The following is a 23,004-nucleotide window of genomic DNA, read 5'->3' as shown; positions in this document are numbered from 1 at the left end:
GCTACCAACGTTTCGCCGACTGCTGGTCGCTGTCGCGCGCTTCGACCCAGCGATCGCCTTCCGGCGTGGCTTCACGCTTCCAGAACGGTGCACGGGTTTTCAGATAATCCATAATGAACTGACCGGCGTCGAACGCACTACTGCGGTGCGCGCTGGTGACGCCGACAAACACAATCTCATCGCCCGGCCATAATTCGCCAACGCGATGAATCACCGTGACCCGCCCCAGCGGCCAGCGGGAACGCGCCTTTGCGACGATCTCCGCCAGAGCTTTCTCAGTCATGCCGGGATAATGCTCCAGCGTCAGCGCCTTAACGCTATCGCCCAGGTTATGATTGCGCACTTTTCCGGTAAAGGTGACGACCGCGCCGTCTTCGTCGCGCGCCGCCAGCCAGGAATATTCCTCCCCGACGCTAAACGGCGCAGGGCCGACTACAATTCGCGTTTCGTGCATGTTAGCCCCCCGTGACTGGCGGGAAAAACGCCACTTCATCGCCCGCCGTCAGCGGATGGTCAAAACTGACCAGCGTCTGGTTGACCGCCGCCAACAGCTTGCCGTCTTCCAGCGCCAGCGCCCAACGATCGCTCTTTGTCGCCAGATGCTGTCGCAGCGACTCAACGGTGGAAAAATCTGCTGGAAGATCCAGCGCGTCAGTTCCTGTAAGCTCGCGAACCTGGGCGAAGAAAAGCACCTTAATCATGCGCATCCACCTTAAAATCCCCCGATTTGCCGCCGCTTTTCGCCAGCAGGCGCACCGGACCAATTACCATATCTTTTTGTACCGCTTTGCACATGTCGTAGATGGTTAACGCCGCGACGGACGCCGCGGTTAACGCTTCCATTTCGACGCCGGTTTTACCGGTCAGACGGCACAGAGACTCAATACGCACGCGGTTATGCTCCGGCTCGGCCTGAAGCTGAATCTCCACTTTACTTAGCAGTAGCGGGTGGCACAGCGGGATCAGCTCCCAGGTGCGTTTGGCGGCCTGAATACCGGCAATTCGGGCGGTGGCGAAAACATCGCCCTTGTGGTGTTTGCCATCAACAATCATCGCCAGCGTTTCACTACGCATGGTAACGAATGCTTCCGCCCGCGCTTCACGAACGGTTTCCGCTTTAGCGGAAACGTCCACCATGTGCGCTTCGCCTGCGGCGTTTATATGGGTTAATTGCGACATCGTTATTTCTTTAAATGAGGGTGAAAATTACATGGGCGTGTACGGGCATCCAGCTGCGGCGCAATGATATTCTCCCATGCGGTTCTGCACGCTTTTGTGGAGCCCGGCATGGCGAAAATCAAGGTGTTATTCGCCACGCCAGCTACCGCGCGCGACTGCAGAGTTGCGGTGCCGATCTCTTCAAACGAGAGCATGCGAAACACTTCGCCAAATCCTTCCACTTCACGATCGAACAGCGGCAACAGCGCTTCCGGCGCCTGATCGCCTTCGGTCAAACCGGTCCCACCAGTTATCAATACGACCTGCACCTCATCACTGGCGATCCAGGCGGAAACCTGGGCGCGAATCGCGTAACGGTTCTCTTTAACGATGGCTTTCGCCACCACTTCATGCCCGGCCTCCTGCGCCGAATCACGCAGATAATGACCGGAGGTGTCGTCTTCTTCGCCGCGTCGGCTGGAAACAGTAAGAATAGCGATGCGGGTCGGGATAAATTCAGCGCTGACCTGACTCATCTGAAATCTCCTTATTAAGGATTAACCGCCAATGTAAGATAAATTTTGCGTAATACCAGTATTGCTCTGGTGAAGGAAATGGGTCTGCTTTTTCTCCCGCAACGCGTCGGAAATACGTTCCTCAAGCGCGTATTGCTGCGCATCATCCTGTAACAGGTCGCGTAAACTCACGCCGCCGTCGCCAAACAGACATAAATGCAGCTTACCGACGGACGAAACACGCAGGCGATTACAGGTGGCGCAGAAATCTTTTTCGTACGGCATAATGAGACCGATCTCACCGGCGTAATCGGGATGACAAAAAACCTGCGCCGGGCCATCACTACGCTGGCGGAGCTGGTGGATCCAGCCGCGCTTAATCAGCTCGTCACGTAATACCTGACCCGAAATATGATGTTTGCGGAAGAGATCGCTCCCCTCGCCCGTCTCCATAAGTTCAATGAAGCGTAGCTGAATGGGGCGAGGCTGAATCCAGGCAAGGAAGGTATCCAACTGATAGTGATTCACGTCGCGCATCAGCACGGTGTTGACTTTCACCTTTTCGAAACCGGCGTCAAAGGCGGCATCGATGCCCGCCATCACTTGGCGGAATTTGTCCTGACCGGTAATCGCATGGAACTGACGCGCATCCAGACTATCCACGCTAACATTGACGCCCGTCAGCCCCGCTTCGCGCCAGTTCGCGGCATCGCGCGCCAGTCGATAACCGTTAGTGGTCACCGCGATCTGGCGAATAGCATCATTTTCACCCACGGCGGCAATGATGTCGGTAAAATCGCGGCGTAATGAAGGCTCGCCGCCGGTAAGACGCACCTTCTCCGTGCCAAGACTGGCAAAAGCGCGCGTAACGCGACGAATTTCATCGACGGTAAGGAAACCGTTGTTAGTGACGCCGCCAGGTTTGTAGCCATCCGGCAGGCAGTAGGTGCAACGAAAGTTACACACATCGGTAATCGACAAACGCAAGTAGTAAAACTTACGCGCGAAAGCATCGGTAAGTTGTGAAGCCATGTACACCTTTCCAAATACGGGAGGCGGAGTCATTTCTTCCTGCGCCCTGGTGGCAAACGTTAAACGTTGTCACGGCCAAAGCACCATATCAAAAATGACCCAGGTGCAGAGGCTAGAGTGTTTACTGTGGTTACGCCGATACTAGCGTGTAAATGACAATTTCGCCATCACGCTTTCGCTATATAAACATATACATAGCGATATGATCGTGCTATTTAGCGACAGAATACGTGAAAATCACACTTTTACATTGATATATATCATTTAGCCGTGGTAACGCCCTCGCTATAAAGGGGTAGTCGGGAATAATTAATTGTCTTTTAGCCGGTTGGCTAATTGCTGAAAACCCGCGACTTGCGCTACTGTAGCGCTGCTTATTTGACTTCAGGAATTTTTATGCGCAATCGTACGCTGGCTGACCTTGATCGTGTCGTTGCCCTCGGCGGAGGGCATGGATTAGGACGCGTCCTCTCCTCGCTTTCTTCATTAGGTTCGCGCCTGACCGGCATTGTGACTACCACAGATAATGGGGGGTCAACTGGCCGTATTCGCCGCTCGGAAGGCGGGATCGCCTGGGGCGATATGCGCAACTGTCTGAATCAGTTAATTACCGAACCCAGCGTCGCGTCCGCTATGTTTGAGTATCGTTTTGGCGGTAATGGCGAACTTTCTGGTCATAACCTCGGAAATTTGATGTTAAAGGCGTTAGATCACCTGAGCGTGCGGCCTCTGGAAGCGATTAATTTAATTCGTAATCTGCTTAAAGTGGACGCGCAGCTGATCCCGATGTCGGAGCTACCGGTAGATCTGATGGCGATTGATGAACAGGGGCATGAGATTTACGGCGAGGTGAATATCGATCAGTTAGCGACGCCGCCGCAGGAGATCATGTTAACGCCAAACGTTCCGGCGACGCGGGAAGCGGTACAGGCCATTAATGACGCGGATCTGATTCTGATTGGCCCTGGCAGTTTTTATACTAGCCTGATGCCTTGCCTGCTGCTGGATGAACTGGCGCAGGCGCTGCGGCGCACCCCAGCGCCAATGGTGTATATCGGCAATCTGGGTCGCGAACTGAGTCTGCCCGCCGCCAGTTTAACGCTGGTCGATAAGCTGGCGATGATGGAGCAATATATTGGCAAAAAAGTCATTGACGCGGTGGTGGTTGGACCGCAAGTTGACGTCAGTGCGGTGAACGATCGGCTGGTGATTCAGGAAGTGCTGGAGGCCAGCGATATCCCCTATCGCCACGATCGTCAGTTACTACACAATGCGCTGGAAAAAGCGCTACAGGCGTTGGGTTAAGCCCATTTACCGACGACGCTGCGCTTATCAGAAGCCTGTTTACACCGAAGGGTAAACAGGCTCTCTCCCTCTTCTGATAAACTGCGTTCAGCTATCACCAGTAGGCGCTCATGAGCGAGCTCACCTCTTTTTTCAGCAATATATTCTCCATGATCTCAGTAAAGAGGGTCTGATTGATCTCTTCCATTATCCGCATTCCAGCCATGCGCTCTGCGTCAGGATCACCTGCTATTCCTAACGCTTCCAGTTCAGCATTGACCCGGCTCTGATACTCATCCGTTTCAATACACTCAGCCCTTTTGGCCATCATTTCACGCCACTCTTCTGGCGCTATACGCTCCAGCACTTTATGCCACGGCCCCCACAGCGCAAACCATTTGTGAAAATCCCTATTTTCAGCAATTTTTATCCTTATTTCCGCCTCGTCCAGGTCAGACTCAGTGATACCCGAAACGTTATAAAATCGCATATCCTGGGTCATTGTTGTCAGCGACAGCGACTCTCGTAACTGATTCTGAAAACCCAGATATACTTCGATTTCGTCAATAAAAAACAGCCGTTTTACCTTTTCTCTGGCGAGCGATTCTATTTGCTCCAGCCGAAAGATTTCACGCCCCGCCATAATCAGTTCCGCTAAGTGGCTATCAAAGGCGCCTCTTTCAGCATCATGAACCAACGTCGCTTCCTGCATTTGGTGGTATGTCAGTGTGACCCGATCTTCACAGCTTATCGTTGCATCCATCGCTATAATAAATGCGGTTTCTCTTAGTGCGCTATCATCAGCCAGGCGCATTAGCCAGGCGGAGACTTGTTCCTTAAAATCCGGGTGTCGGGTATTCTGCGTATCACCAAGATAGTCCAGGAATCCGCTGAAAGCCGCCGCGTTTGCCTCTGCCTCAAACGCCCGCCATTGGTTGACGTCTTCCTCCTCGAGATTGGTTAGCCACCCCTGGACAGCTTGATGCAGTGGTCGAGTTACCCGAACAATTGAAAAGTCGCCCATGGCAAAAAATACCTGGGGTCCCTGATAACCCGCAGAGGACATTAGCCGCTGCATATTCTGTATTGTTCGTTCTGAAAAAGGATTATGTTCTACGATTATTCTTGTAGGTTGAGGTCCTTCACCACGAAAATGGGGTAACGACTCCGGGAGACGGACCAGGTGATTGCGAGAGGCCTGCATTATTTGTAATGCCGCCGGGAGGTTTTCCGGTAGATTACTCAATGCGTTACGGGAAACGTCCAGCGTTGTTATCGTGGGAGGTAGTGTTTCAGGCAGAACAGTAATCTGATTTTTACTTACATCCAGGAACTGTAATTCTGGTGGTAACGATGCGGGCAGACTGGTTAAGGCATTTTCGCCGGCCTCCAGATTCTTCAGGCCCGGCGGCAATGTTTCAGGCAGAGCGGTTAACGAATTACTCTGCACATTCAAATGGGTAATCCCTGACGGAAGATGTTCTGGCAGTGTCCTTATGCGGTTATCATAAACGCTCAGGTACCGAAGTTCCTCAGGTAGATTTTCAGGTAAGCAACTAATTTTATTATGGAAAAGATCCAGCGATTGAAGCGCTGAAGGCAAACGTTCCGGCAATTCAGTAATACGGTTAATGCTCAGCTCCATTTTCTGTATGGTATCCGGTAACGTGGCAGGGATACTGGTTAGCTGATTACTGCTGGCATACAGGGTCTTTATATTTCCCTGTAAATTTTCCGGCAAACTTTTCAGTTCATTGTTATCGAGTATCAGAGTAGTTATCTGCTCAGGAATACAGGCGGGTATAGTGGTAAGTCCTAATATTTTCAGACGAAGTTCCGTCTTATTATTTTTCAGGCAGTCACGCATCCGTTGTACGGCTTCTTCACGATTTGCTGCCTCTTTCGCTGGCGCCTCTTTTACCCACTCAGACCAGATTAACTCATAATTCACAGCATCTTTGGAGCCGGAAGCGCTACTCGCCTGCTCGCTTTCTGTCACACGGGTATAGGTGACTGACTTTCCCCCTCCCTCAACGGTATAGCCCTCTGTATTAAAAACTATAGACAGAATTTCCTGACTATTTTCACTCAAAATACAGTATTGGTCTGCCCCTCCTCTACTATACTGAATATTATCCGCATACGCCGGGAAAGCTAACATCCTTAAACATTCAAACTTGCTTTTGATCTCTTCTGGCGAGGCGGTTTCAGGTGGATGACAAAGATAAGCGATGCAGCTTTGTGCTTCAACCTGATGTTCTGAAGAGAAAAAGGCACTTATTTTATTCCATATCTCTTCTTTTAAAGGCACCTCTGTTGATGCCTCATTGCTAATACTTTGATGCCTTGCCGTAGATTGTATATTAGTAATATTAAACATATTTTCCCTACCTGATCTGAACGTAACCTAAAGTAACAGATAAGGATATTCTCAACTTTAAACAAGAGGCCATAGTCGTCATTATTTCGGACAAATCATTCAGTATTTGCAGCGCTTGACTTATAAATGCTCGCGCTTCCATCACCTCTTTTTTAAGTAGAATGATGTAATCTGTTGCCATGACACGCTTTCAACGAACTCACATAAGATTAAAATGACGATCATGAGGATAGCTATACCGATAATACGGGGCGTTTTTTTTCATAGCCGAGGAGAGAGGGAAAATTAGCGTTGGGTTCAGCCTCAACGCTAATTTTCTTCAGTTGTGATTAAACTAGCTACCCCATTGATGTTTTGAGTTTTTCGACAATCTCGTTAGTCAAAGCCTGTCACTGTTTTTCATTCCTGACTGACTTAGCCCTTACTATTGAACTGAAATTCTCAAAAGCGAGCCATGGTAACGATGACTCGCTGGCGATCGACACATTGTCAGGACGCCGCGATAAACAACTCGCGTAACTGGTGCAACTGGTCGCGAATTTGCGCGGCTTCTTCAAACTCCAGATTTTGCGCGTGCTGCATCATTTGCCCTTCCAGTTCATGAATTTTCTGCTGCAACGCTTTCGGCGTCATATCCAGTTCGACAATTCCGGCTTTTGCCGTAGAACGGCCCTTGCCTTTCCCCTTCGCTTTGGTTTTCGCAATGTTCTGCCCCAGCGCCAGGATGTCGACCACTTTTTTGTTCAGCCCCTGCGGAGTGATACCGTGCTCTTCGTTGTACTTCTGCTGCTTCTCGCGACGTCGCTCGGTTTCGCCAATCGCCTTCGCCATCGACGGCGTGATTTTATCGCCATACAGAATCGCTTTACCGTTAACGTTACGCGCCGCGCGTCCTATGGTCTGAATCAGGGAGCGCTCGGAGCGCAGGAAGCCCTCTTTGTCGGCGTCCAGAATCGCCACCAGCGAGACTTCCGGCATATCCAGCCCTTCGCGCAGCAGGTTAATCCCCACCAGAACGTCAAACTCGCCCAGACGCAAATCGCGGATGATTTCCATGCGCTCCACGGTATCAATATCTGAGTGCAGGTAACGCACGCGCTCGCCGTGCTCTTCCAGATATTCGGTCAAATCTTCCGCCATCCGTTTGGTGAGCGTAGTGACAAGGACACGCTCATTAATGGCCGCACGCTGACGAATTTCGGACAGCAGATCGTCCACCTGGGTCGCCACCGGACGCACTTCAATAATCGGGTCCAGCAGCCCGGTCGGTCGCACGACCTGATCCACCACCTCATCACCAGATTTTTCCAGCTCATAGTTGCCGGGCGTGGCGGAAACATAGATAGTTTGCGGCGCTAAGGCTTCAAACTCCTCAAACTTCAGCGGACGGTTATCCAGCGCCGAAGGCAGACGGAAGCCATACTCGACCAGCGTCTCTTTGCGCGCCCGGTCGCCGCGGTACATGCCGCCTATCTGCGGGATGGTGACATGAGACTCATCCACCACCAGCAGTCCGTCGGCGGGCAGATAATCGAACAAGGTTGGCGGCGGTTCGCCCGGCCCGCGGCCCGACAGAAAGCGGGAATAGTTTTCAATGCCTGAGCAGTAGCCCAGCTCGTTCATCATCTCTAAATCGAACTGCGTGCGCTGGCTTAATCGCTGCTCTTCAAGCAGCTTATTATTCGCCAGCAAGACCTTACGCCTGTCCGCCAGCTCATCTTTTATCTCTTCCATCGCCTGCAGAATACGCTCGCGCGGCGTCACGTAGTGCGTTTTGGGATAGATAGTATAACGTGGCACCGTTGACTCTACCTGCCCGGTTAACGGGTCGAACAGCGACAGGCGTTCCACTTCTTCATCAAACAGCTCAACGCGTAGCGCGATGTCGTCAGATTCAGCCGGGAAGATGTCGATCACTTCGCCGCGCACGCGAAAGGTACCACGCTGAAAAGCTTGATCGTTACGGGTGTATTGCAATTCCGCCAGCCGACGCAAAATCGCGCGCTGGTCAATCAGCATTCCCACCGTCAGATGCAGCATCATTTTCAGGTAGAGATCCGGATCGCCCAGACCGTAAATCGCGGACACGGAAGCCACCACCACGACATCGCGTCGCTCAAGCAACGCTTTCGTTGCCGACAACCGCATTTGCTCAATATGTTCGTTTACCGAAGCGTCTTTTTCGATAAACGTATCCGAACTTGGCACATAAGCTTCCGGCTGATAGTAGTCATAGTAGGAGACGAAATACTCCACCGCGTTTTCCGGGAAAAACTCTTTCATTTCGCCGTAGAGCTGCGCCGCCAAGGTTTTATTGGGCGCAAGCACCATCGTTGGCCGCTGCAAGTCCGCAATGACGTTGGCAATGGTGAATGTCTTCCCGGAGCCGGTCACGCCCAATAACGTCTGATGCGCCAGCCCGTCCTCCAGCCCCTCTTCCAGACGACGTATAGCGTCCGGCTGATCGCCAGAAGGTTTAAAAGCGGAATTCAGTTTGAACGGTTTACTCATGAGCGGCTACCTGAAGGAGTGAGCGGGCAGGGGTGTAATTTTACTCTCGACGGTGAATATTGCCAATAAAAAATACTGGATGAAAAAACAGTAACACTCCAGTGTATAATGGCTATCGGCAGATACCCCACGCTATTTAGAGGTAAAACATAGACAGTCGCGGGGTAAAATTCCAGCAGTGTGCTGGTTATCCCCAGACCAGAGTCTTTTTTAACATTTGTCAAGTCGGATGATGAAAGTTTTATGTCAACGTATCCCCCTTCCTTTACAACCATTGATTTTATATAACTTGCTGTCTGAAAAGGGATATTTTCTCAAGCCGTCTTTCGCGCCAATTTAGTCGCAGGCCGCGTCGCCTCTCGCTTACGTTGTGTTTTCTAACTCTAATACACAAGGTTATCCACAGGAATAGTGGATAACTGCTTCCAGCCCGTATCCCCTACCGCCTGGCAAAATCAGCCCTTGACGTTTTCGCCGGGCGATAAAAAAAAATTATCGCTATTTTTGGCAGATTATTGGCTAACGAGAAGGGAAAAATTGAGGCGTAGACGCTCACATTTTGCACATTTTTAGCATGGAGACGTCAGGAGGGTCTGGCGAAAGAACAGCAGGATCGTCAGATCCTGCAAGAAGGCGGTTTTTAAGCGCGGTCAGGCGCGTTCCAGGGGGCTGAGGTCCAGATACTGTCCTGTCGCCGCCTGCGATGGAGAAATGCCCAGCCACGGGATTTCCCCTAACAGCGGGGCCGGTATGACGCGGCGAAGCGTCGCGAGATATTCACCATGACGCGCGCCCGGCGGCTGTATGTCGTTGGCTATCCATCCGACAAGTGGTAATCCGGCCTGTTCTACCGCCAGCGCCGTCAGCATGGCGTGATTAATACAGCCCAGCTTGACGCCAACAACCAGAATCACCGGCAGCTGCTCCGTCTGTACCCAGTCGGCAAACGTCAGCGTGGCAGAGAGCGGTGTAAACCAGCCGCCCGCCCCTTCTGTCATCACCCAGTCTGCCTGCGCCTCCAGCGTTCGCAATCCGCGTGATAACACCGCCGCGTCTATCGCCCGGCCTTCGTCGGCGCTAACGATGTGGGGAGAGGTAGGCTCGGCAAAAGTATAAGGATTGATAGCGGAATAAGGTTGCGGCAGGCTGCTGTTACGCTGCAAGGCCAGGGCATCGCTATTGCGTAGCCCATCGGTTGTCATTTCGCTGCCGGAAGCGACGGGCTTATAGCCTACGGTTTGATAACCTAACTGCGTTGCGGCCTGCAATAAGGCGCAACTGGCGACCGTTTTACCGACTTCAGTATCAGTACCGGTCACAAAATAGCGTTTAGTCACGTTCAATCACTCCCATAAAAAGATGGTACGTCAGCGGATATTTCCCCTGCCGCTGCGGCCATGCCAGTTGAATCTGTCTAAGCCGGGCGCGGGTTAATACATCCGACTCCCGCCCTTCATGAAGATGGGTGGCGCCAATGCCTTTAAGCGAGCGCATTGCGCTCAGGGCATCCTCAAACCACAATGTCATCGCCTGAGTATGACGAAACGCCCGCCAGCCGCGCAGCGCGTGGTCAATGGCCTCTTCCGGCAAAAAGCTATTCGCGTGAGCGCGATTATCGACGGCCTGCCATGCCTGACGCAGCTCCGGCAACGACCCCTGGCACAAGGTGGTAAACGCCACCACGCCGCCGGGCCGTACAACCCGATACAACTCGCTCAACGCATCGCGTAAATCGCCGCACCACTGGACCGCCAGGTTGCTCCAGGCCAGGTCAAAAACTTCGGCGTCATGGGGAATCGCTTCGATATCCGCCAGCAAATAGTGATGCGCCGCCTGACGATCGCGAGCCTGTTGCAGCATCGGCAGCGAAAGATCCAGGGCGGTCACTTCGCTCCCCCGCTCTCGCCAGTAACGACTCATACGTCCGGGGCCGCAGCCTGCGTCCAACACACTGGCAAACTGGCGGCCTGTCAACAGCGTCAGCAGCGCATCCGCGCTGTGTTGCTGTAAAGAGGCGTGCTGTTCATATTGCGATGCGGCCCGGCCAAACGCCGCCGCAATAGCCTGCTTATTCACCTGCGCCATGCAGCACCTCCAGCAGACGGTCTATATCGCACGCTTCATGCGCCTGCGTTAACGTTAAGCGCAGGCGCGCCGTACCGACAGGCACCGTCGGCGGACGAATCGCCGTCGCCCAGCATCCTTGTTGACGCAGCGCCTCCGCCAGGCGCAATGCACGGCTGTTATCGCCCACGATTAACGGCTGGATGGCGCTATGTGCATTCAGTAGCGTAAATCGGGACGCGTTAACGCCGGCCCGAAAGCGCTGAACCAGAGCGGCGAGTTTTTCGCGCCGTTCACGACCTTCATCGCTACGGATCACCGCCAGCGAGGCGCTTAACGCCTGCGCCTGGGCGGGCGGCATACTGGTGCTGTAAACCAGATGACGGGCGAATTGCAGCAGATAATCTGCGACGCTTTCCGAGCATAGCACCGCTGCGCCGCTGACGCCAAACCCCTTACCGAAAGTCACCACCAGCAACTCAGGCTTCACCCCCCGCTGCCAGCAGGTGCCCCGCCCCTCATCGCCAGTCACGCCGATGCCGTGCGCATCATCAACCAACAGCCAGGCATGATGCCTGCGGGCAATGTGCTGGATTTCCGCCAGCGGCGCGCTGTCGCCGTCCATGCTGTATACACCTTCTGTCACCACCAGTTGCTGACCCACGCAGGGCGATTGCAGTAAACGCGACAGATGCTGCGTATCGTTATGGATAAAGCGGCGAAGCTGCGCCGGACTCAGATTGGCGGCCTCCAGCAGGGAAGCATGACTCAACCTGTCGGCCACAATCCGGTCATTTTTTTTCATTAAGGCGGTAATGACCGCCTGATTCGCCGCAAAGCCAGAGATAAACAGTAGCGCGCGCGGATATCCTAACCATTGCGCCAGTTCCTCCTCTAACGCCCGGTGCGCCACGGAATAACCGCTGATATGACCCGACCCGCCGCTGCCGACGCCAAAACGCGTCGCTGCCTGTTGCCAGGCGCGAATAATCTGCGGGTGTTGACTTAAGCCGAGGTAATCATTGCTGGAGAAGTTAAGATACTGTCGCCCGTTCGCTACCAGCCAGCGTCCGGCACCCTGCGATACCACATAGCGGCGGCGCAACGTATCCGTCGCCCGACGCGCCGTCAGCGCATCGTCGACGCGTTGTTGCCAACTCATAAGGCTGCCGCGTTGTAATAATCATCGGTGTCAGGCGTCATCAGCGTCTGCTCCAGACGTTGCTGCTGCTCGTTATCGCCCGCCAGCACCCTGGTCTGCTGCGGATTCAGCCCCAGCTTACGGAATAACTGCAGATCCTTGTCCTCTGCCGGATTTGGCGTAGTTAACAATTTGCAGCCATAGAAAATCGAGTTCGCCCCGGCCATAAAGCACATCGCCTGAGTCTGCTCGTTCATCTGTTCACGTCCTGCGGAAAGACGCACGTATGAGGTCGGCATCATGATGCGCGCTACGGCGATAGTACGAATAAAATCAAACGCATCCACGTCATCGTTATCCGCAAGCGGCGTGCCTTTTACCTTCACCAGCATGTTGATTGGCACGCTTTCCGGCGGCGTAGGCAGGTTCGCCAACTGCAACAACAGTCCGGCGCGATCGGTAACCGTTTCGCCCAGACCCACAATGCCGCCGGAGCACACTTTAATCCCTGCTTCACGGACTTTTTCCAGCGTGTCGAGGCGCTCCTGATAGGTACGGGTAGTGATGATATTGCCGTAAAACTCCGGCGAGGTATCGAGGTTGTGGTTGTAGTAATCCAGCCCGGCGTTAGCCAGACGCTGCGCCTGGCTCTCGTTCAACATGCCGAGCGTCATACAGGTTTCCAGCCCCATCGCTTTGACGCCCTGTACAATCTTCTCCAGATAAGGCATATCGCGTTCATGCGGATTCCTCCAGGCCGCCCCCATACAGAAGCGGGTCGAACCGGCGTTTTTCGCTTTACGGGCGGAGTCCAGTACCTGCTCCACTTCCATTAAGCGCTCGGCTTCCAGCCCGGTTTTATAGCGCGAGCTCTGCGGGCAGTATTTACAATCCTCCGGGCAGGCACCGGTTTTGATCGACAGCAGCGTACTAACCTGTACCTGCTGCGGATCGAAATGCTGGCGATGAATTTGCTGCGCTTCAAACAGCAATTCCAGCAGTGGTTTTTCAAATAATTCGGTTACTTGCGACAGTGTCCAGCGTGGGTGGCGAGCCATCGGGCTTCTCCAAAATATGTTGTTTGTTTTTGATATGGTGTAGACTCGTAAACCTAAATCTTTTTAATTTGGTTTACAAGTCGATTATGACAACGGACGATCTGGCCTTCGATAAACGCCATATTTGGCATCCTTACACTTCCATGACCTCGCCGCTGCCGGTATATCCCGTTGAGCGGGCCGAAGGCTGCGAGCTGGTTCTCGCCTCGGGCGAACGCCTGATTGAGGGGATGTCCTCCTGGTGGGCGGCCATTCATGGTTATAACCACCCGCAATTGAACGCGGCGATGAAAGCGCAAATTGACGCCATGTCGCATGTCATGTTCGGCGGCATAACCCATCAACCTGCGGTGAATCTGTGCCGTAAGCTGGTCGCGATAACGCCTGAGCCGCTGGAGTGTGTCTTTCTGGCCGACTCTGGTTCGGTGTCGGTAGAAGTGGCCATGAAGATGGCGCTGCAATACTGGCAGGCGCGGGGCGAATCGCGTCAGCGTTTTCTGACGTTTCGCCACGGTTATCATGGCGACACGTTCGGCGCGATGTCGGTGTGCGATCCGGATAACTCCATGCACAGCTTGTGGAAAGGCTATCTGCCGGAAAATCTGTTCGCGCCGGCGCCGCAAAGCCGGATGGATGGCGAATGGGATGAAAGCGACATCGCGCCATTTGCCCGCCTGATGGCCGCGCATCGTCATGAAATAGCCGCCGTGATTCTGGAACCTATCGTTCAGGGCACGGGCGGGATGCGCATATATCATCCACAATGGCTCAGGCGTATTCGTAACATGTGCGATCGCGAAGGCATTCTGCTGATTGCCGATGAAATAGCCACCGGGTTTGGCCGTACCGGCAAACTGTTCGCCTGCGAGCATGCCGGGATCGCACCGGATATTCTGTGTCTCGGCAAAGCGTTAACCGGCGGCACCATGACCCTCTCGGCAACGCTCACGACACGCCAGGTTGCAGAGACTATTAGCAACGGCGAGGCGGGGTGTTTTATGCATGGCCCGACGTTTATGGGGAATCCGCTGGCCTGCGCCGTCGCCTGCGCCAGCCTGACGCTGCTGGAAAGCGGCGAATGGCGTCAGCAGGTGGCGTCTATCGAGTCTCAGTTACGCGCTGAGTTAGCCCCCGCGCAAAGTTCGCCCTGGGTGGCGGATGTGCGGGTGTTGGGTGCGATTGGGGTGGTTGAAACCACGCATCCGGTCAATATGGCGGCGCTTCAACGCTTCTTCGTCGGGCAAGGCGTCTGGATCAGGCCGTTCGGCAAGCTAATCTACCTGATGCCGCCCTACATTATTCGTCCGGATCAACTGCGCCGTTTGACCCAGGCGGTCAATGACGCGGTACACAATGAAACATTTTTTAGCCATTAATCAGCGGTAAGCGATGCTGCTTCTGGCTACACTTCTGGTGAGTCAAAAGGAGAGCGCATGAAACTTATCAGCAACGATTTGCGCGATGGAGATAAACTTCCTCATCGCCACGTTTTTAACGGTATGGGCTATGATGGCGATAATATTTCGCCGCATCTGGCCTGGGACGACGTGCCGATGGTCACCAAAAGTTTTGTCGTGACCTGTTACGATCCCGACGCACCGACCGGCTCCGGCTGGTGGCACTGGGTGGTGGTGAACCTCCCGGCGGATACGCGCGTACTGACCCAAGGGTTCGGCTCAGGCCTGGTGGCCGTACCAGACGGCGTCATTCAGACGCGTACCGATTTCGGTAAAGCGGGCTACGGCGGCGCGGCGCCGCCTAAAGGGGAAACGCACCGCTATATCTTTACGGTTCACGCGCTGGACGTCGAGCGTCTTGACGTTGATGAAGACGCCAGCGGCGCGATGGTCGGCTTTAACGTGCATTTCCATTCGCTCGCCAGCGCCTCGATCACGGCGATGTTCAGTTAAACGCTGTGCCGGATGGCGGCGTAAACGTCTTACCCTACCAACGGGTTGGGTAAGCCGAATAAGCGCCGCGCCATCCGGCAGCATTCACATAAAGTCCGGCACCAGACGCTGTAACGCGCCTTGCGCCAGCAGCGCCGTCGCACACTCAATATCGGGCGCGAAAAAACGATCCTGCGTATAGTGCGCCACCCGCTCGCGCAGTGTCTGCCGCGCCTGTTCCAGTAACGGGCTGGAGGTTAACCCTTCCCGTAAATCTATCCCCTGACAGGCCGCCAGCCACTCCACGGCAATGATGCCGCGGGTATTCGCCACCATTTCCCAGAGTCGCCGCCCTGCCGCCGGGGCCATTGAGACATGATCTTCCTGATTCGCCGAGGTCGGCAGGCTATCCACGCTGTGCGGGTGCGCCAGCGCTTTATTCTCGCTGGCGAGCGCCGCGGCGGTGACCAGGGCAATCATAAAACCGGAATTAACGCCGCCATTTTTCACCAGGAACGGCGGTAACTGCGACATATGTTTATCCATCATCAGCGCGATGCGCCGCTCCGATAGCGCGCCGATTTCCGCTATCGCCAGCGCCAGATTATCCGCCGCCATGGCAACCGGTTCAGCATGGAAGTTACCGCCGGAGATCACCTCCCCCGCATCGGCAAAGACCAGCGGATTATCGGATACCGCGTTGGCCTCAGCCAGCAGTACCTCTTTCGTCTGACGTAACTGGGTCAGACAAGCGCCCATTACCTGCGGCTGGCAGCGAAGGGAATACGGGTCCTGAACTTTATGACAGTGGTGATGTGATTCAGCAATGGCGCTGGTATCGGTCAGCAGGTGCCGGAACAACCGCGCGACGTCAATTTGCCCCTGTTGTCCGCGCGCGGCATGAATGCGCGCATCAAAAGGACGGCGCGATCCCAGTACGGCTTCGGTAGTCAGCGCGCCGCAGACAACGGCGGAGGCAAATAACTCCTGTGCCTCAAACAAACCGCGCAGCGCGAAGGCCGTTGATGCCTGGGTGCCATTAAGCAGCGCCAGCCCCTCTTTGGCCGCCAACGCGACAGGCTCCAGTCCGGCCTTTTTTAGCGCCGTCTGCGCCGGAAGCCATTCGCCCTGCCAGCGCGCTTTTCCTTCGCCAAGCAGCATCAGCGACAGATGCGCCAGCGGCGCTAAGTCGCCCGACGCGCCAACCGAGCCTTTTGCCGGAATCAGCGGATACACGCCGGCATTCACCAGAGCGATGAGCGCTTCTATCACGCTCAACCGAATCCCGGAAAACCCGCGCGCCAGGCTATTGATTTTCAATACCATAATCAGACGCACCATCGCGTCATCCAGTGGGTCGCCTACGCCCGCGGCGTGAGACAACACCAACGATCGCTGTAGATTTTGCAAGTCTTCATCAGCGATGCGCGTCTGCGCCAGCAGGCCGAAACCGGTGTTGATGCCGTAGGCGGTACGCCCTTCGGCAACGATATCATTGACGCACGCGACACTGGCGTTAATGCCGTCAATGGCGCTGGCGTCCAGCCGAAGCTGTACCGGATGACGCCAGACATCGTACAGTTGAGAGAGGCTTAACTGCCCCGGAGTGAGTGTCATGGTGTTCATATCAGCCTTTCCCCTGCGTCGCCGCAACCATCGGTAAATTCAGACCTTGCTCAACAGCGCATTCCACCGCGAGATCATATCCGGCATCGGCATGGCGCATGACGCCCGTCGCCGGATCGTTGTGTAACACGCGGCGAATACGCGCGGCGGCCTCGTCAGTGCCATCACAGACAATCACCATACCGGCGTGTTGCGAAAACCCCATTCCCACCCCGCCGCCATGATGGAGTGATACCCATGTCGCCCCGCTGGCGGTATTCAGCAACGCATTTAACAGCGGCCAGTCGGAAACCGCGTCGGAACCGTCGCGCATCGCTTCGGTTTCACGGTTAGGGCTGGCGACAGAGCCGGAATCCAGATGATCGCGGCCAATCACAATGGGCGCGGATACCTCGCCGCAACGCACCATTTCGTTGAACGCCAGCCCCAGTTTTTGCCGCCACTCCAGGCCTACCCAGCAGATACGCGCCGGTAGCCCCTGAAAATGAATGCGCTCGCGCGCCATATCCAGCCAGTGATGCAGATGTTTATCCTCAGCCACTATCTCTTTGACTTTAGCATCGGTTTTATAGATATCCTGCGGATCGCCGGACAGCGCCACCCAGCGAAACGGCCCGATGCCACGACAGAACAGCGGACGAATATAGGCTGGCACAAATCCCGGAAAATCAAAGGCGTTTTCCACCCCCATCTCTTTCGCCATCTGGCGAATATTGTTGCCATAGTCAAAGGTCGGCACGCCCATTTTACTGAACGCCAGCATCGCCCGAACATGTGCCGCCATGGAACGTTTCGCTGCCTGCATCGTCCCGTGGGGATCGGATTGCGCGTTTTTCTGATACTCCTCCCAGCGCCAGCCGGAGGGTAAATAGCCATGTAGCGGATCATGGGCGCTGGTCTGATCGGTCACCAGGTCCGGGCGCACGCCGCGATTAACCAGTTCCGGCAGGATATCCGCCGCATTCGCGCACAGGGCGACGGACACGGCTTTCCCCTCGCGGGTGTAGCGCGTAATGCGGGCCAGCGCGTCATCCAGCGTGGCGGCCTGCTCATCCACGTAGCGAGTACGCAGACGAAAATCGATACGGCTTTGCTGGCATTCAATCGTCAGCGAACACGCTCCGGCCAGCGTCGCGGCTAGCGGTTGCGCGCCGCCCATGCCGCCCAGCCCGGCGGTCAGCACCCAGCGTCCCGCCAGCGTGCCGTTATAGTGCTGACGCCCCGCCTCGACAAAGGTTTCGTATGTTCCCTGCACGATTCCCTGACTGCCGATATAGATCCAGCTTCCGGCCGTCATCTGACCGTACATCGCCAGTCCTTTAGCATCCAGTTCGTTAAAGTGTTCCCATGTCGCCCAGTGGGGAACCAGGTTGGAGTTGGCGATTAATACCCGCGGCGCGTTGTCGTGCGTTTTAAATACGCCGACCGGTTTACCAGACTGAATAAGCAACGTTTCGTCCGCCTCCAGCCGGGTGAGCGCATCAACAATAGCGTCATAGCATTCCCAGTTGCGCGCGGCGCGACCAATCCCGCCGTAGACCACCAGCTCATGCGGATTTTCCGCCACGTCAGGATCGAGATTATTCATTAACATCCGCAGCGGGGCTTCTGTCAGCCAGCTTTTCGCCGTTAATACCTGCCATCGCCAAATAACGCTAAAACGCCACTATCAGGCGCCGCCGCAGACCCACAGATAAGAATCAGACATATACTTGTCTATACAAGTAAGCACAAGAATAGAGTTAACAAAAATGATACAATTTTGTTATATTGTGTCAGCAATCACGTTTTCCGGCAGCGGCCCGCTCAGGAGATAAATCGTCCCTGTAGCCGATAGCGCGACCCGGGGAAAAGTAAGCGGGCGTGAGAAACAATCCGCGACGCGGACCAGGTTGTACGACGAATGAGCAGACAAGGCTCATGCTCTTTGATAGTTAACCACGCGCACTCTTGCGCCGTGGCGCGCACCGCCTCCACAATATGTTCCCCTTCCGTTAGCGGCGCGATCCGCGACAAATAAGCGTGCGGCGTGGTCTGACGGTAATCCTGCGTCAGGTAATCCACGGCAATATCCGCATTCACGCAGCGATCTTCAATTTGTACCGGCAGATCGTTTTCATAATGCACCATGATGGAATGGAAAATGACATCGCTCTCATTGACGTTGAGAGCGCTGGCCTGGATGGCGTTTGCCTGCACACGCTCCAGCGTGAGCACCTCACAACGATGCTGATGACGGCGGGCGGCAATCTCCTCGGCGATACTGCGGACTTCAAACAACGCGGACTGGCCTTTTGGTTCGGCGACAAACGTCCCCACGCCCTGTAAACGTACCAGCCACCCTTCATCCGTCAGCTCACGCAGCGCCCGGTTGATGGTCATTCGGCTAAAGCCATACTGAGCGACCAGTTCAGCTTCCGACGGAATGCGATCGTGCGGCTGCCAGACGCCGCCGGCTATTTTTTTACAGATGTCCTGTTTCACCGTTTCGTAAAAAGGCGCAGGCGCAGAACGGGAGCGGGATGAATACATGCGTGAAGCCTTCCTTATGCGGAGAGTGTTTTCCGGATGACAGATTAACGCCACCAGTGCGCGATTTGCCAGCCAAGCCGCGCCGCCACGCGCGCCGCTGCGCCATCTTCATCAAAGCGTGGATTAAACTCAACCAGATCCGCCGCCTGTAATTTTCCGCTGCGGCAAACCGGCTCAATTAAACGCAGAACCTATATCAGCGGCACGCCCAGCGCTGCGGGAGCGGAGACGGCCGGCATTTCCCAGACAGGCAATACGTCGAGATCGATAGTCAGATAAATTTTATCCACCTTGTCGATAAACTGCGTCATCTGTGCCAGCGCGTCATGGCAGTCCAGATCCTCCACCACGGTAACATTCCGCCACTGCGCTTCCCGCCACAATGCCTGCGTATTCGCCGCACGGCTCACGCCGAAACAGGCATAATGAAACGCGCGGCTCTGCGCGTCGCATAGCTGCGCCAGTTGACGAAACGGCGTCCCGGATGTTGCCCGGTCGGTCTGACGGAGATCCAGATGCGCATCAAGATTAATGATCCCTACGCTTTCCTGCGCAAACGCGTCCAGCACCCCCGCGCCGTGTCCAAACGCGGTTTCATGCCCGCCGCCCAGTACCAGCGTGCGCATCCCGGCCCGCAGACAGCGGCTTACCGCATCGCGCAAGGCCTGCTGCGCGCCTTCCAGATCGGGCGTCGGCGCAACCCAATTGCCTAAATCCACCAGCCGTTCATGTCCCTGGTGGCTGGCCATATTCGCCAGCGCTTTACGCAACGCATCCGGGGCGCCTGCCGCGCCGGGACGGCCTGAATTGCGTTTTACCCCCTCGTCACAGGCAAATCCCATTAACGCGATCTTTTGCTGCCAGTTTTCGGGGAAAAAGGTCTCGCTGCGCGTGACGGTCTGAAACAGACGCCGCGCATCCGGCGCTTCTATACTGTCATCGCGCCCCTGCCAGAGCGCCGGAGAAGCCGGATACCATTGCGTCATGAGATTTGTCCTCTGTATACCCGCTGATATAAAGGGTTACGCCCCGGCTCATACACAATCTCTACCGGCTGTTCAGCATCCCACACCACAAAATCTGCCCGGTAGCCGGCCCTGAGCTGCCCATGCGTCGCCTGTCTTCCCAGCGCGCGTGCGGCATGGCGCGTAACGCCCGCCCATGCCTCTTCCGGCGTCAGACCAAACTGTACGCAGGCCATATTCATCGCCAGATGCAAACTGCAAAACGGGCTGGTGCCGGGATTGAAATCGCTGGCGACGGCGACAGGCACCTGATAGCGGCGCAGCAGTTCAACCGGCGGGCGCTGCGTCTCGCGCAGAAAATAAAACGCGCCGGGCAACAACACGCCGACAGTACCGCCGTCACGCATCGCCGCGACGCCCGCTTCATCAAGATATTCGATATGATCCGCCGATAAACCCTGATAACGACTCACCAGCTGCGCGCCGCCCAACAGCGAAAGCTGCTCAACATGGCCTTTAACGGGAATACCTAACGCCTTCGCCGTCTGCAACACGCGCTCACTCTGGGCCACATTAAAGCCGACGCTCTCGCAAAAGAGGTCTACCGCATCAAATAACCCTTTTTGCCAGAGCTGCGGAATCATCGTCTCGCAGACCAGAGTGATGTAGCCGTCCGGGTCGTCACGATACTCCGCTGGCGTAGCATGAGCGGCCAATAGCGTGGGGCTAATGTCGATAGCGTTTTCGGCGGCAAGTTTTGCAGCAACGCGCAACAGCTTTTCTTCTGTCGCCAGCTCCAGGCCATAGCCGGATTTAATCTCCAGCAGCGTAACGCCTTCGCTGGCAAGGCGCATCATGCGTTCACGCGCCAGCAGGTAGAGCGTCTCCTCCGCACAGGCGCGGGTTGCTGATACCGTCGCGTTAATGCCGCCGCCCTGAGCGCTAATATGCTGGTATGACGCGCCGTTAAGCCGCTGCTCCCACTCTGCGGCGCGGTTACCGGCAAACACCAGATGCGTGTGGCAATCGATAAGTCCCGGGGTTACCAGTCGTCCCTGCATATCATGGATATTGTCCCCACTGACAGGAAGCTGCGTCTCTGGCACGATATCGCAAATATGCCCTTCGCGTACAATCAGCGCCTGGTTATCCACCAGCCCGTACGGGGCTTGCCGCTGCGGGTCCATTGTCGCCAGCCTGATGTTTCGCCAGACAGTATTGCCCGGTAAAAGTTGCCGCATTCCTGTCGCTCTCTTGCCAGTCATGAGTTGTATAGACATTTATTTTCTTTCTGCTCCGGATTGTCAACTCAAAGCGCGAAAGTTGTTGCTTAATTGTGATAAAACTATCTGATGCTACAGGTGTTTCCGGCCTGAAAAGGAACTTTTTACCTTTTCGCCTTCCCGTTTCGTTCAACTTAGTATAAAAAAGCAGGCTTCAATGGATGTCATTTAACTTTTTCAAGCCCGGAGCAACCTGTGAATACATTATCGGTTTCCCGTCTGGCGCTGGCACTGGCTTTTGGCGTGACGCTGAGCGCCTGTAGCTCTACGCCACCCGATCAGATCCCTTCCGATCAAACCGCGCCTGGCACCGCCTCGCGCCCAATTCTGTCGGCAAATGAAGCGAAAAACTTCGTTGCGGCGCGCTATTTTGCCTCCCTGACGCCGAATACCGCCCCGTGGTCGCCGTCGCCGATTACCCTGCCCGCACAGCCTGACTTTGTGGTGGGGCCGGCAGGTACACCAGGCGTTACGCACACCTCGATTCAGGCCGCGGTCGATGCGGCAATGGTTAAACGCACGAACAAACGCCAGTACATTGCTATTATGCCGGGCGACTATCAGGGGACCGTGTATGTTCCCGCCGCGCCGGGAAGTCTGACCCTGTACGGGACCGGTGAAAAACCGATCGATGTGAAAATTGGGATGGCGATTGATGGTGAAATGAGCGTCGCTGACTGGCGCCGCGCGGTGAATCCCGGCGGGAAATATATGCCTGGTAAACCCGCCTGGTATATGTTCGATAACTGCCAAAGCAAACACGCCGCGACGATCGGTGTGATGTGTTCTGCCGCGTTCTGGTCGCAGAATAACGGTCTGCAGCTACAAAATCTGACCATCGAGAACACGCTAGGCGACAGCGTCGATGCCGGAAACCATCCGGCGGTGGCGTTGCGTACCGATGGCGACAAAGTCCAGATTAACAAGGTCAATATCCTTGGCCGCCAGAACACCTTCTTTGTGACCAACAGCGGCGTGCAGAACCGTCTGCAAACCGATCGCCAGCCGCGTACGCTGGTGACGAACAGCTATATTGAAGGCGATGTGGATATGGTTTCCGGACGCGGCGCCGTGGTGTTCGATAACACCAACTTCCAGGTCGTCAACTCCCGCACACAGCAGGAAGCCTACGTCTTCGCCCCGGCGACGCTGTCCAATATTTACTATGGCTTTTTGGCGATCAACAGCCGCTTTAACGCCTCCGGCGATGGCGTTGCGCAGCTTGGCCGCTCGCTGGATGTCGACGCCAACACCAACGGTCAGGTCGTGATCCGCGACAGCGTGATTAACGAGGGCTTCAACGTTGCCAAACCGTGGGCCGACGCGGTCATCTCGAAACGTCCGTTTGCTGGAAATACGGGGACCGTGGATGACAAAGACGAGGTGCAGCGTAATCTGAACGACACTAACTACAACCGCATGTGGGAATACAACAACCGCGGTGTAGGCAGTAAAGTAGTGGCGGAACCTAAGCAGTAATCACCGTTCCGGTTCAGGCTTATAAACGGGCCGCCGCAGCAGATGTGGCGGCCCGTGGTTTTACTGCAAGCAATGTTTATTGAAATT

At 55.3% G+C, this 23,004-nt stretch carries 20 protein-coding genes, 1 pseudogene and 1 riboswitch; of the genes and pseudogenes, 4 read left to right on the top strand and 17 right to left on the bottom strand.

What is annotated here, in order from left to right:
* Window position 1: 1 nt before the first annotated feature.
* The 5 genes from moaE to moaA form a co-directional block, all read right to left on the bottom strand.
* Window positions 2-454, bottom strand: a complete 453-nt coding sequence (gene moaE / locus ACLJRU_RS12955; protein ID WP_000545204.1) for a molybdopterin synthase catalytic subunit MoaE — start codon at window positions 452-454, stop codon at window positions 2-4.
* Window position 455: 1 nt separating this feature from the next.
* Complete coding sequence (gene moaD / locus ACLJRU_RS12950) at window positions 456-701, bottom strand: molybdopterin synthase sulfur carrier subunit (protein ID WP_000598596.1); 246 nt, start codon at window positions 699-701, stop codon at window positions 456-458.
* Window positions 694-1,179, bottom strand: a complete 486-nt coding sequence (moaC, locus tag ACLJRU_RS12945; RefSeq protein WP_000080894.1) for a cyclic pyranopterin monophosphate synthase MoaC — start codon at window positions 1,177-1,179, stop codon at window positions 694-696. The genes moaD and moaC overlap by 8 nt, the downstream gene beginning before the upstream one ends.
* A gap of 2 nt (window positions 1,180-1,181) precedes the next feature.
* The gene (moaB, locus tag ACLJRU_RS12940; RefSeq protein ID WP_000084604.1) at window positions 1,182-1,694 is read right to left on the bottom strand and encodes a molybdenum cofactor biosynthesis protein B; all 513 of its coding nucleotides are present in this window, start codon (window positions 1,692-1,694) and stop codon (window positions 1,182-1,184) included.
* A 21-nt stretch (window positions 1,695-1,715) separates the two neighbouring features.
* Window positions 1,716-2,705, bottom strand: coding sequence for a GTP 3',8-cyclase MoaA (gene moaA, locus ACLJRU_RS12935; protein WP_000168184.1), 990 nt, complete (start codon window positions 2,703-2,705; stop codon window positions 1,716-1,718).
* Window positions 2,693-2,837, bottom strand: a riboswitch (molybdenum cofactor riboswitch). Its footprint overlaps the gene before it by 13 nt.
* Before the next feature lie 264 nt (window positions 2,838-3,101).
* Here moaA and yvcK point away from each other — a divergent pair.
* Window positions 3,102-4,010, top strand: coding sequence for a uridine diphosphate-N-acetylglucosamine-binding protein YvcK (gene yvcK / locus ACLJRU_RS12930; protein ID WP_001246037.1), 909 nt, complete (start codon window positions 3,102-3,104; stop codon window positions 4,008-4,010).
* A 94-nt stretch (window positions 4,011-4,104) separates the two neighbouring features.
* Here the strand turns inward: yvcK and slrP are convergent, their stop codons facing one another.
* From slrP to bioB, 7 genes are all read right to left on the bottom strand, one after another.
* Window positions 4,105-6,369, bottom strand: coding sequence for an SPI-1 type III secretion system effector E3 ubiquitin transferase SlrP (gene slrP, locus ACLJRU_RS12925; RefSeq protein ID WP_023234754.1), 2,265 nt, complete (start codon window positions 6,367-6,369; stop codon window positions 4,105-4,107).
* A gap of 7 nt (window positions 6,370-6,376) precedes the next feature.
* Complete coding sequence (locus tag ACLJRU_RS12920; protein ID WP_001539544.1) at window positions 6,377-6,550, bottom strand: hypothetical protein; 174 nt, start codon at window positions 6,548-6,550, stop codon at window positions 6,377-6,379.
* A 308-nt stretch (window positions 6,551-6,858) separates the two neighbouring features.
* Window positions 6,859-8,880 (bottom strand): excinuclease ABC subunit UvrB, encoded by a 2,022-nt coding sequence (gene uvrB / locus ACLJRU_RS12915; protein ID WP_000042502.1) that lies wholly within the window; start codon window positions 8,878-8,880, stop codon window positions 6,859-6,861.
* A 650-nt stretch (window positions 8,881-9,530) separates the two neighbouring features.
* Complete coding sequence (gene bioD, locus ACLJRU_RS12910; RefSeq protein WP_000167225.1) at window positions 9,531-10,217, bottom strand: dethiobiotin synthase; 687 nt, start codon at window positions 10,215-10,217, stop codon at window positions 9,531-9,533.
* Window positions 10,210-10,965, bottom strand: a complete 756-nt coding sequence (gene bioC, locus ACLJRU_RS12905; RefSeq protein ID WP_000079909.1) for a malonyl-ACP O-methyltransferase BioC — start codon at window positions 10,963-10,965, stop codon at window positions 10,210-10,212. Before bioC ends, bioD begins: the two co-directional genes overlap by 8 nt.
* Complete coding sequence (gene bioF / locus ACLJRU_RS12900) at window positions 10,949-12,106, bottom strand: 8-amino-7-oxononanoate synthase (protein WP_000118950.1); 1,158 nt, start codon at window positions 12,104-12,106, stop codon at window positions 10,949-10,951. The genes bioC and bioF overlap by 17 nt, the downstream gene beginning before the upstream one ends.
* The gene (gene bioB, locus ACLJRU_RS12895; protein WP_000090729.1) at window positions 12,103-13,143 is read right to left on the bottom strand and encodes a biotin synthase BioB; all 1,041 of its coding nucleotides are present in this window, start codon (window positions 13,141-13,143) and stop codon (window positions 12,103-12,105) included. The genes bioF and bioB overlap by 4 nt, the downstream gene beginning before the upstream one ends.
* An 86-nt stretch (window positions 13,144-13,229) precedes the next feature.
* On the opposite strand from bioB, the gene bioA reads away from it, so the two are divergent.
* Window positions 13,230-14,519, top strand: a complete 1,290-nt coding sequence (gene bioA, locus ACLJRU_RS12890) for an adenosylmethionine--8-amino-7-oxononanoate transaminase (RefSeq protein ID WP_023234753.1) — start codon at window positions 13,230-13,232, stop codon at window positions 14,517-14,519.
* Window positions 14,520-14,576: 57 nt separating this feature from the next.
* A complete protein-coding gene (locus tag ACLJRU_RS12885) occupies window positions 14,577-15,053 on the top strand; it encodes a kinase inhibitor (RefSeq protein ID WP_001539535.1) in 477 nt (158 codons plus the stop codon).
* Window positions 15,054-15,137: 84 nt separating this feature from the next.
* On the opposite strand, the gene hutH is transcribed toward ACLJRU_RS12885, so the two are convergent.
* The 5 genes and pseudogenes from hutH to hutI all read right to left on the bottom strand — a co-directional run bounded on the left by hutH (window position 15,138) and on the right by hutI (window position 21,396).
* Window positions 15,138-16,658, bottom strand: a complete 1,521-nt coding sequence (gene hutH / locus ACLJRU_RS12880) for a histidine ammonia-lyase (RefSeq protein WP_023234752.1) — start codon at window positions 16,656-16,658, stop codon at window positions 15,138-15,140.
* A 1-nt stretch (window position 16,659) separates the two neighbouring features.
* Window positions 16,660-18,309 carry a urocanate hydratase gene (gene hutU, locus ACLJRU_RS12875; RefSeq protein ID WP_051962091.1) on the bottom strand — a complete coding sequence of 550 codons (1,650 nt, stop codon included), beginning with the start codon at window positions 18,307-18,309 and terminating at the stop codon, window positions 16,660-16,662.
* A 155-nt stretch (window positions 18,310-18,464) separates the two neighbouring features.
* A complete protein-coding gene (locus ACLJRU_RS12870; protein WP_000287412.1) occupies window positions 18,465-19,190 on the bottom strand; it encodes a histidine utilization repressor in 726 nt (241 codons plus the stop codon).
* Between the two features lie 44 nt (window positions 19,191-19,234).
* Window positions 19,235-20,176 (bottom strand): annotated as a pseudogene (gene hutG / locus ACLJRU_RS12865) (formimidoylglutamase).
* On the bottom strand, window positions 20,173-21,396 hold the full coding sequence (hutI, locus tag ACLJRU_RS12860; RefSeq protein WP_001249499.1) for an imidazolonepropionase: 1,224 nt from the start codon (window positions 21,394-21,396) through the stop codon (window positions 20,173-20,175). Before hutI ends, hutG begins: the two are co-directional and overlap by 4 nt.
* Window positions 21,397-21,633: 237 nt before the next feature.
* On the opposite strand from hutI, the gene ACLJRU_RS12855 reads away from it, so the two are divergent.
* Window positions 21,634-22,917, top strand: coding sequence for a putative acyl-CoA thioester hydrolase (locus ACLJRU_RS12855; RefSeq protein ID WP_001094776.1), 1,284 nt, complete (start codon window positions 21,634-21,636; stop codon window positions 22,915-22,917).
* Window positions 22,918-23,004: the final 87 nt, after the last annotated feature.

This window comes from Salmonella sp. SAL00653 (genome assembly GCF_046552515.1).
In the GTDB taxonomy this organism is placed as follows: Bacteria; Pseudomonadota; Gammaproteobacteria; order Enterobacterales; family Enterobacteriaceae; genus Salmonella; species Salmonella enterica.
The sequence above is the reverse complement of the archived record's forward strand: the minus strand, read 5'-3'. Positions and strand labels throughout refer to the sequence as shown.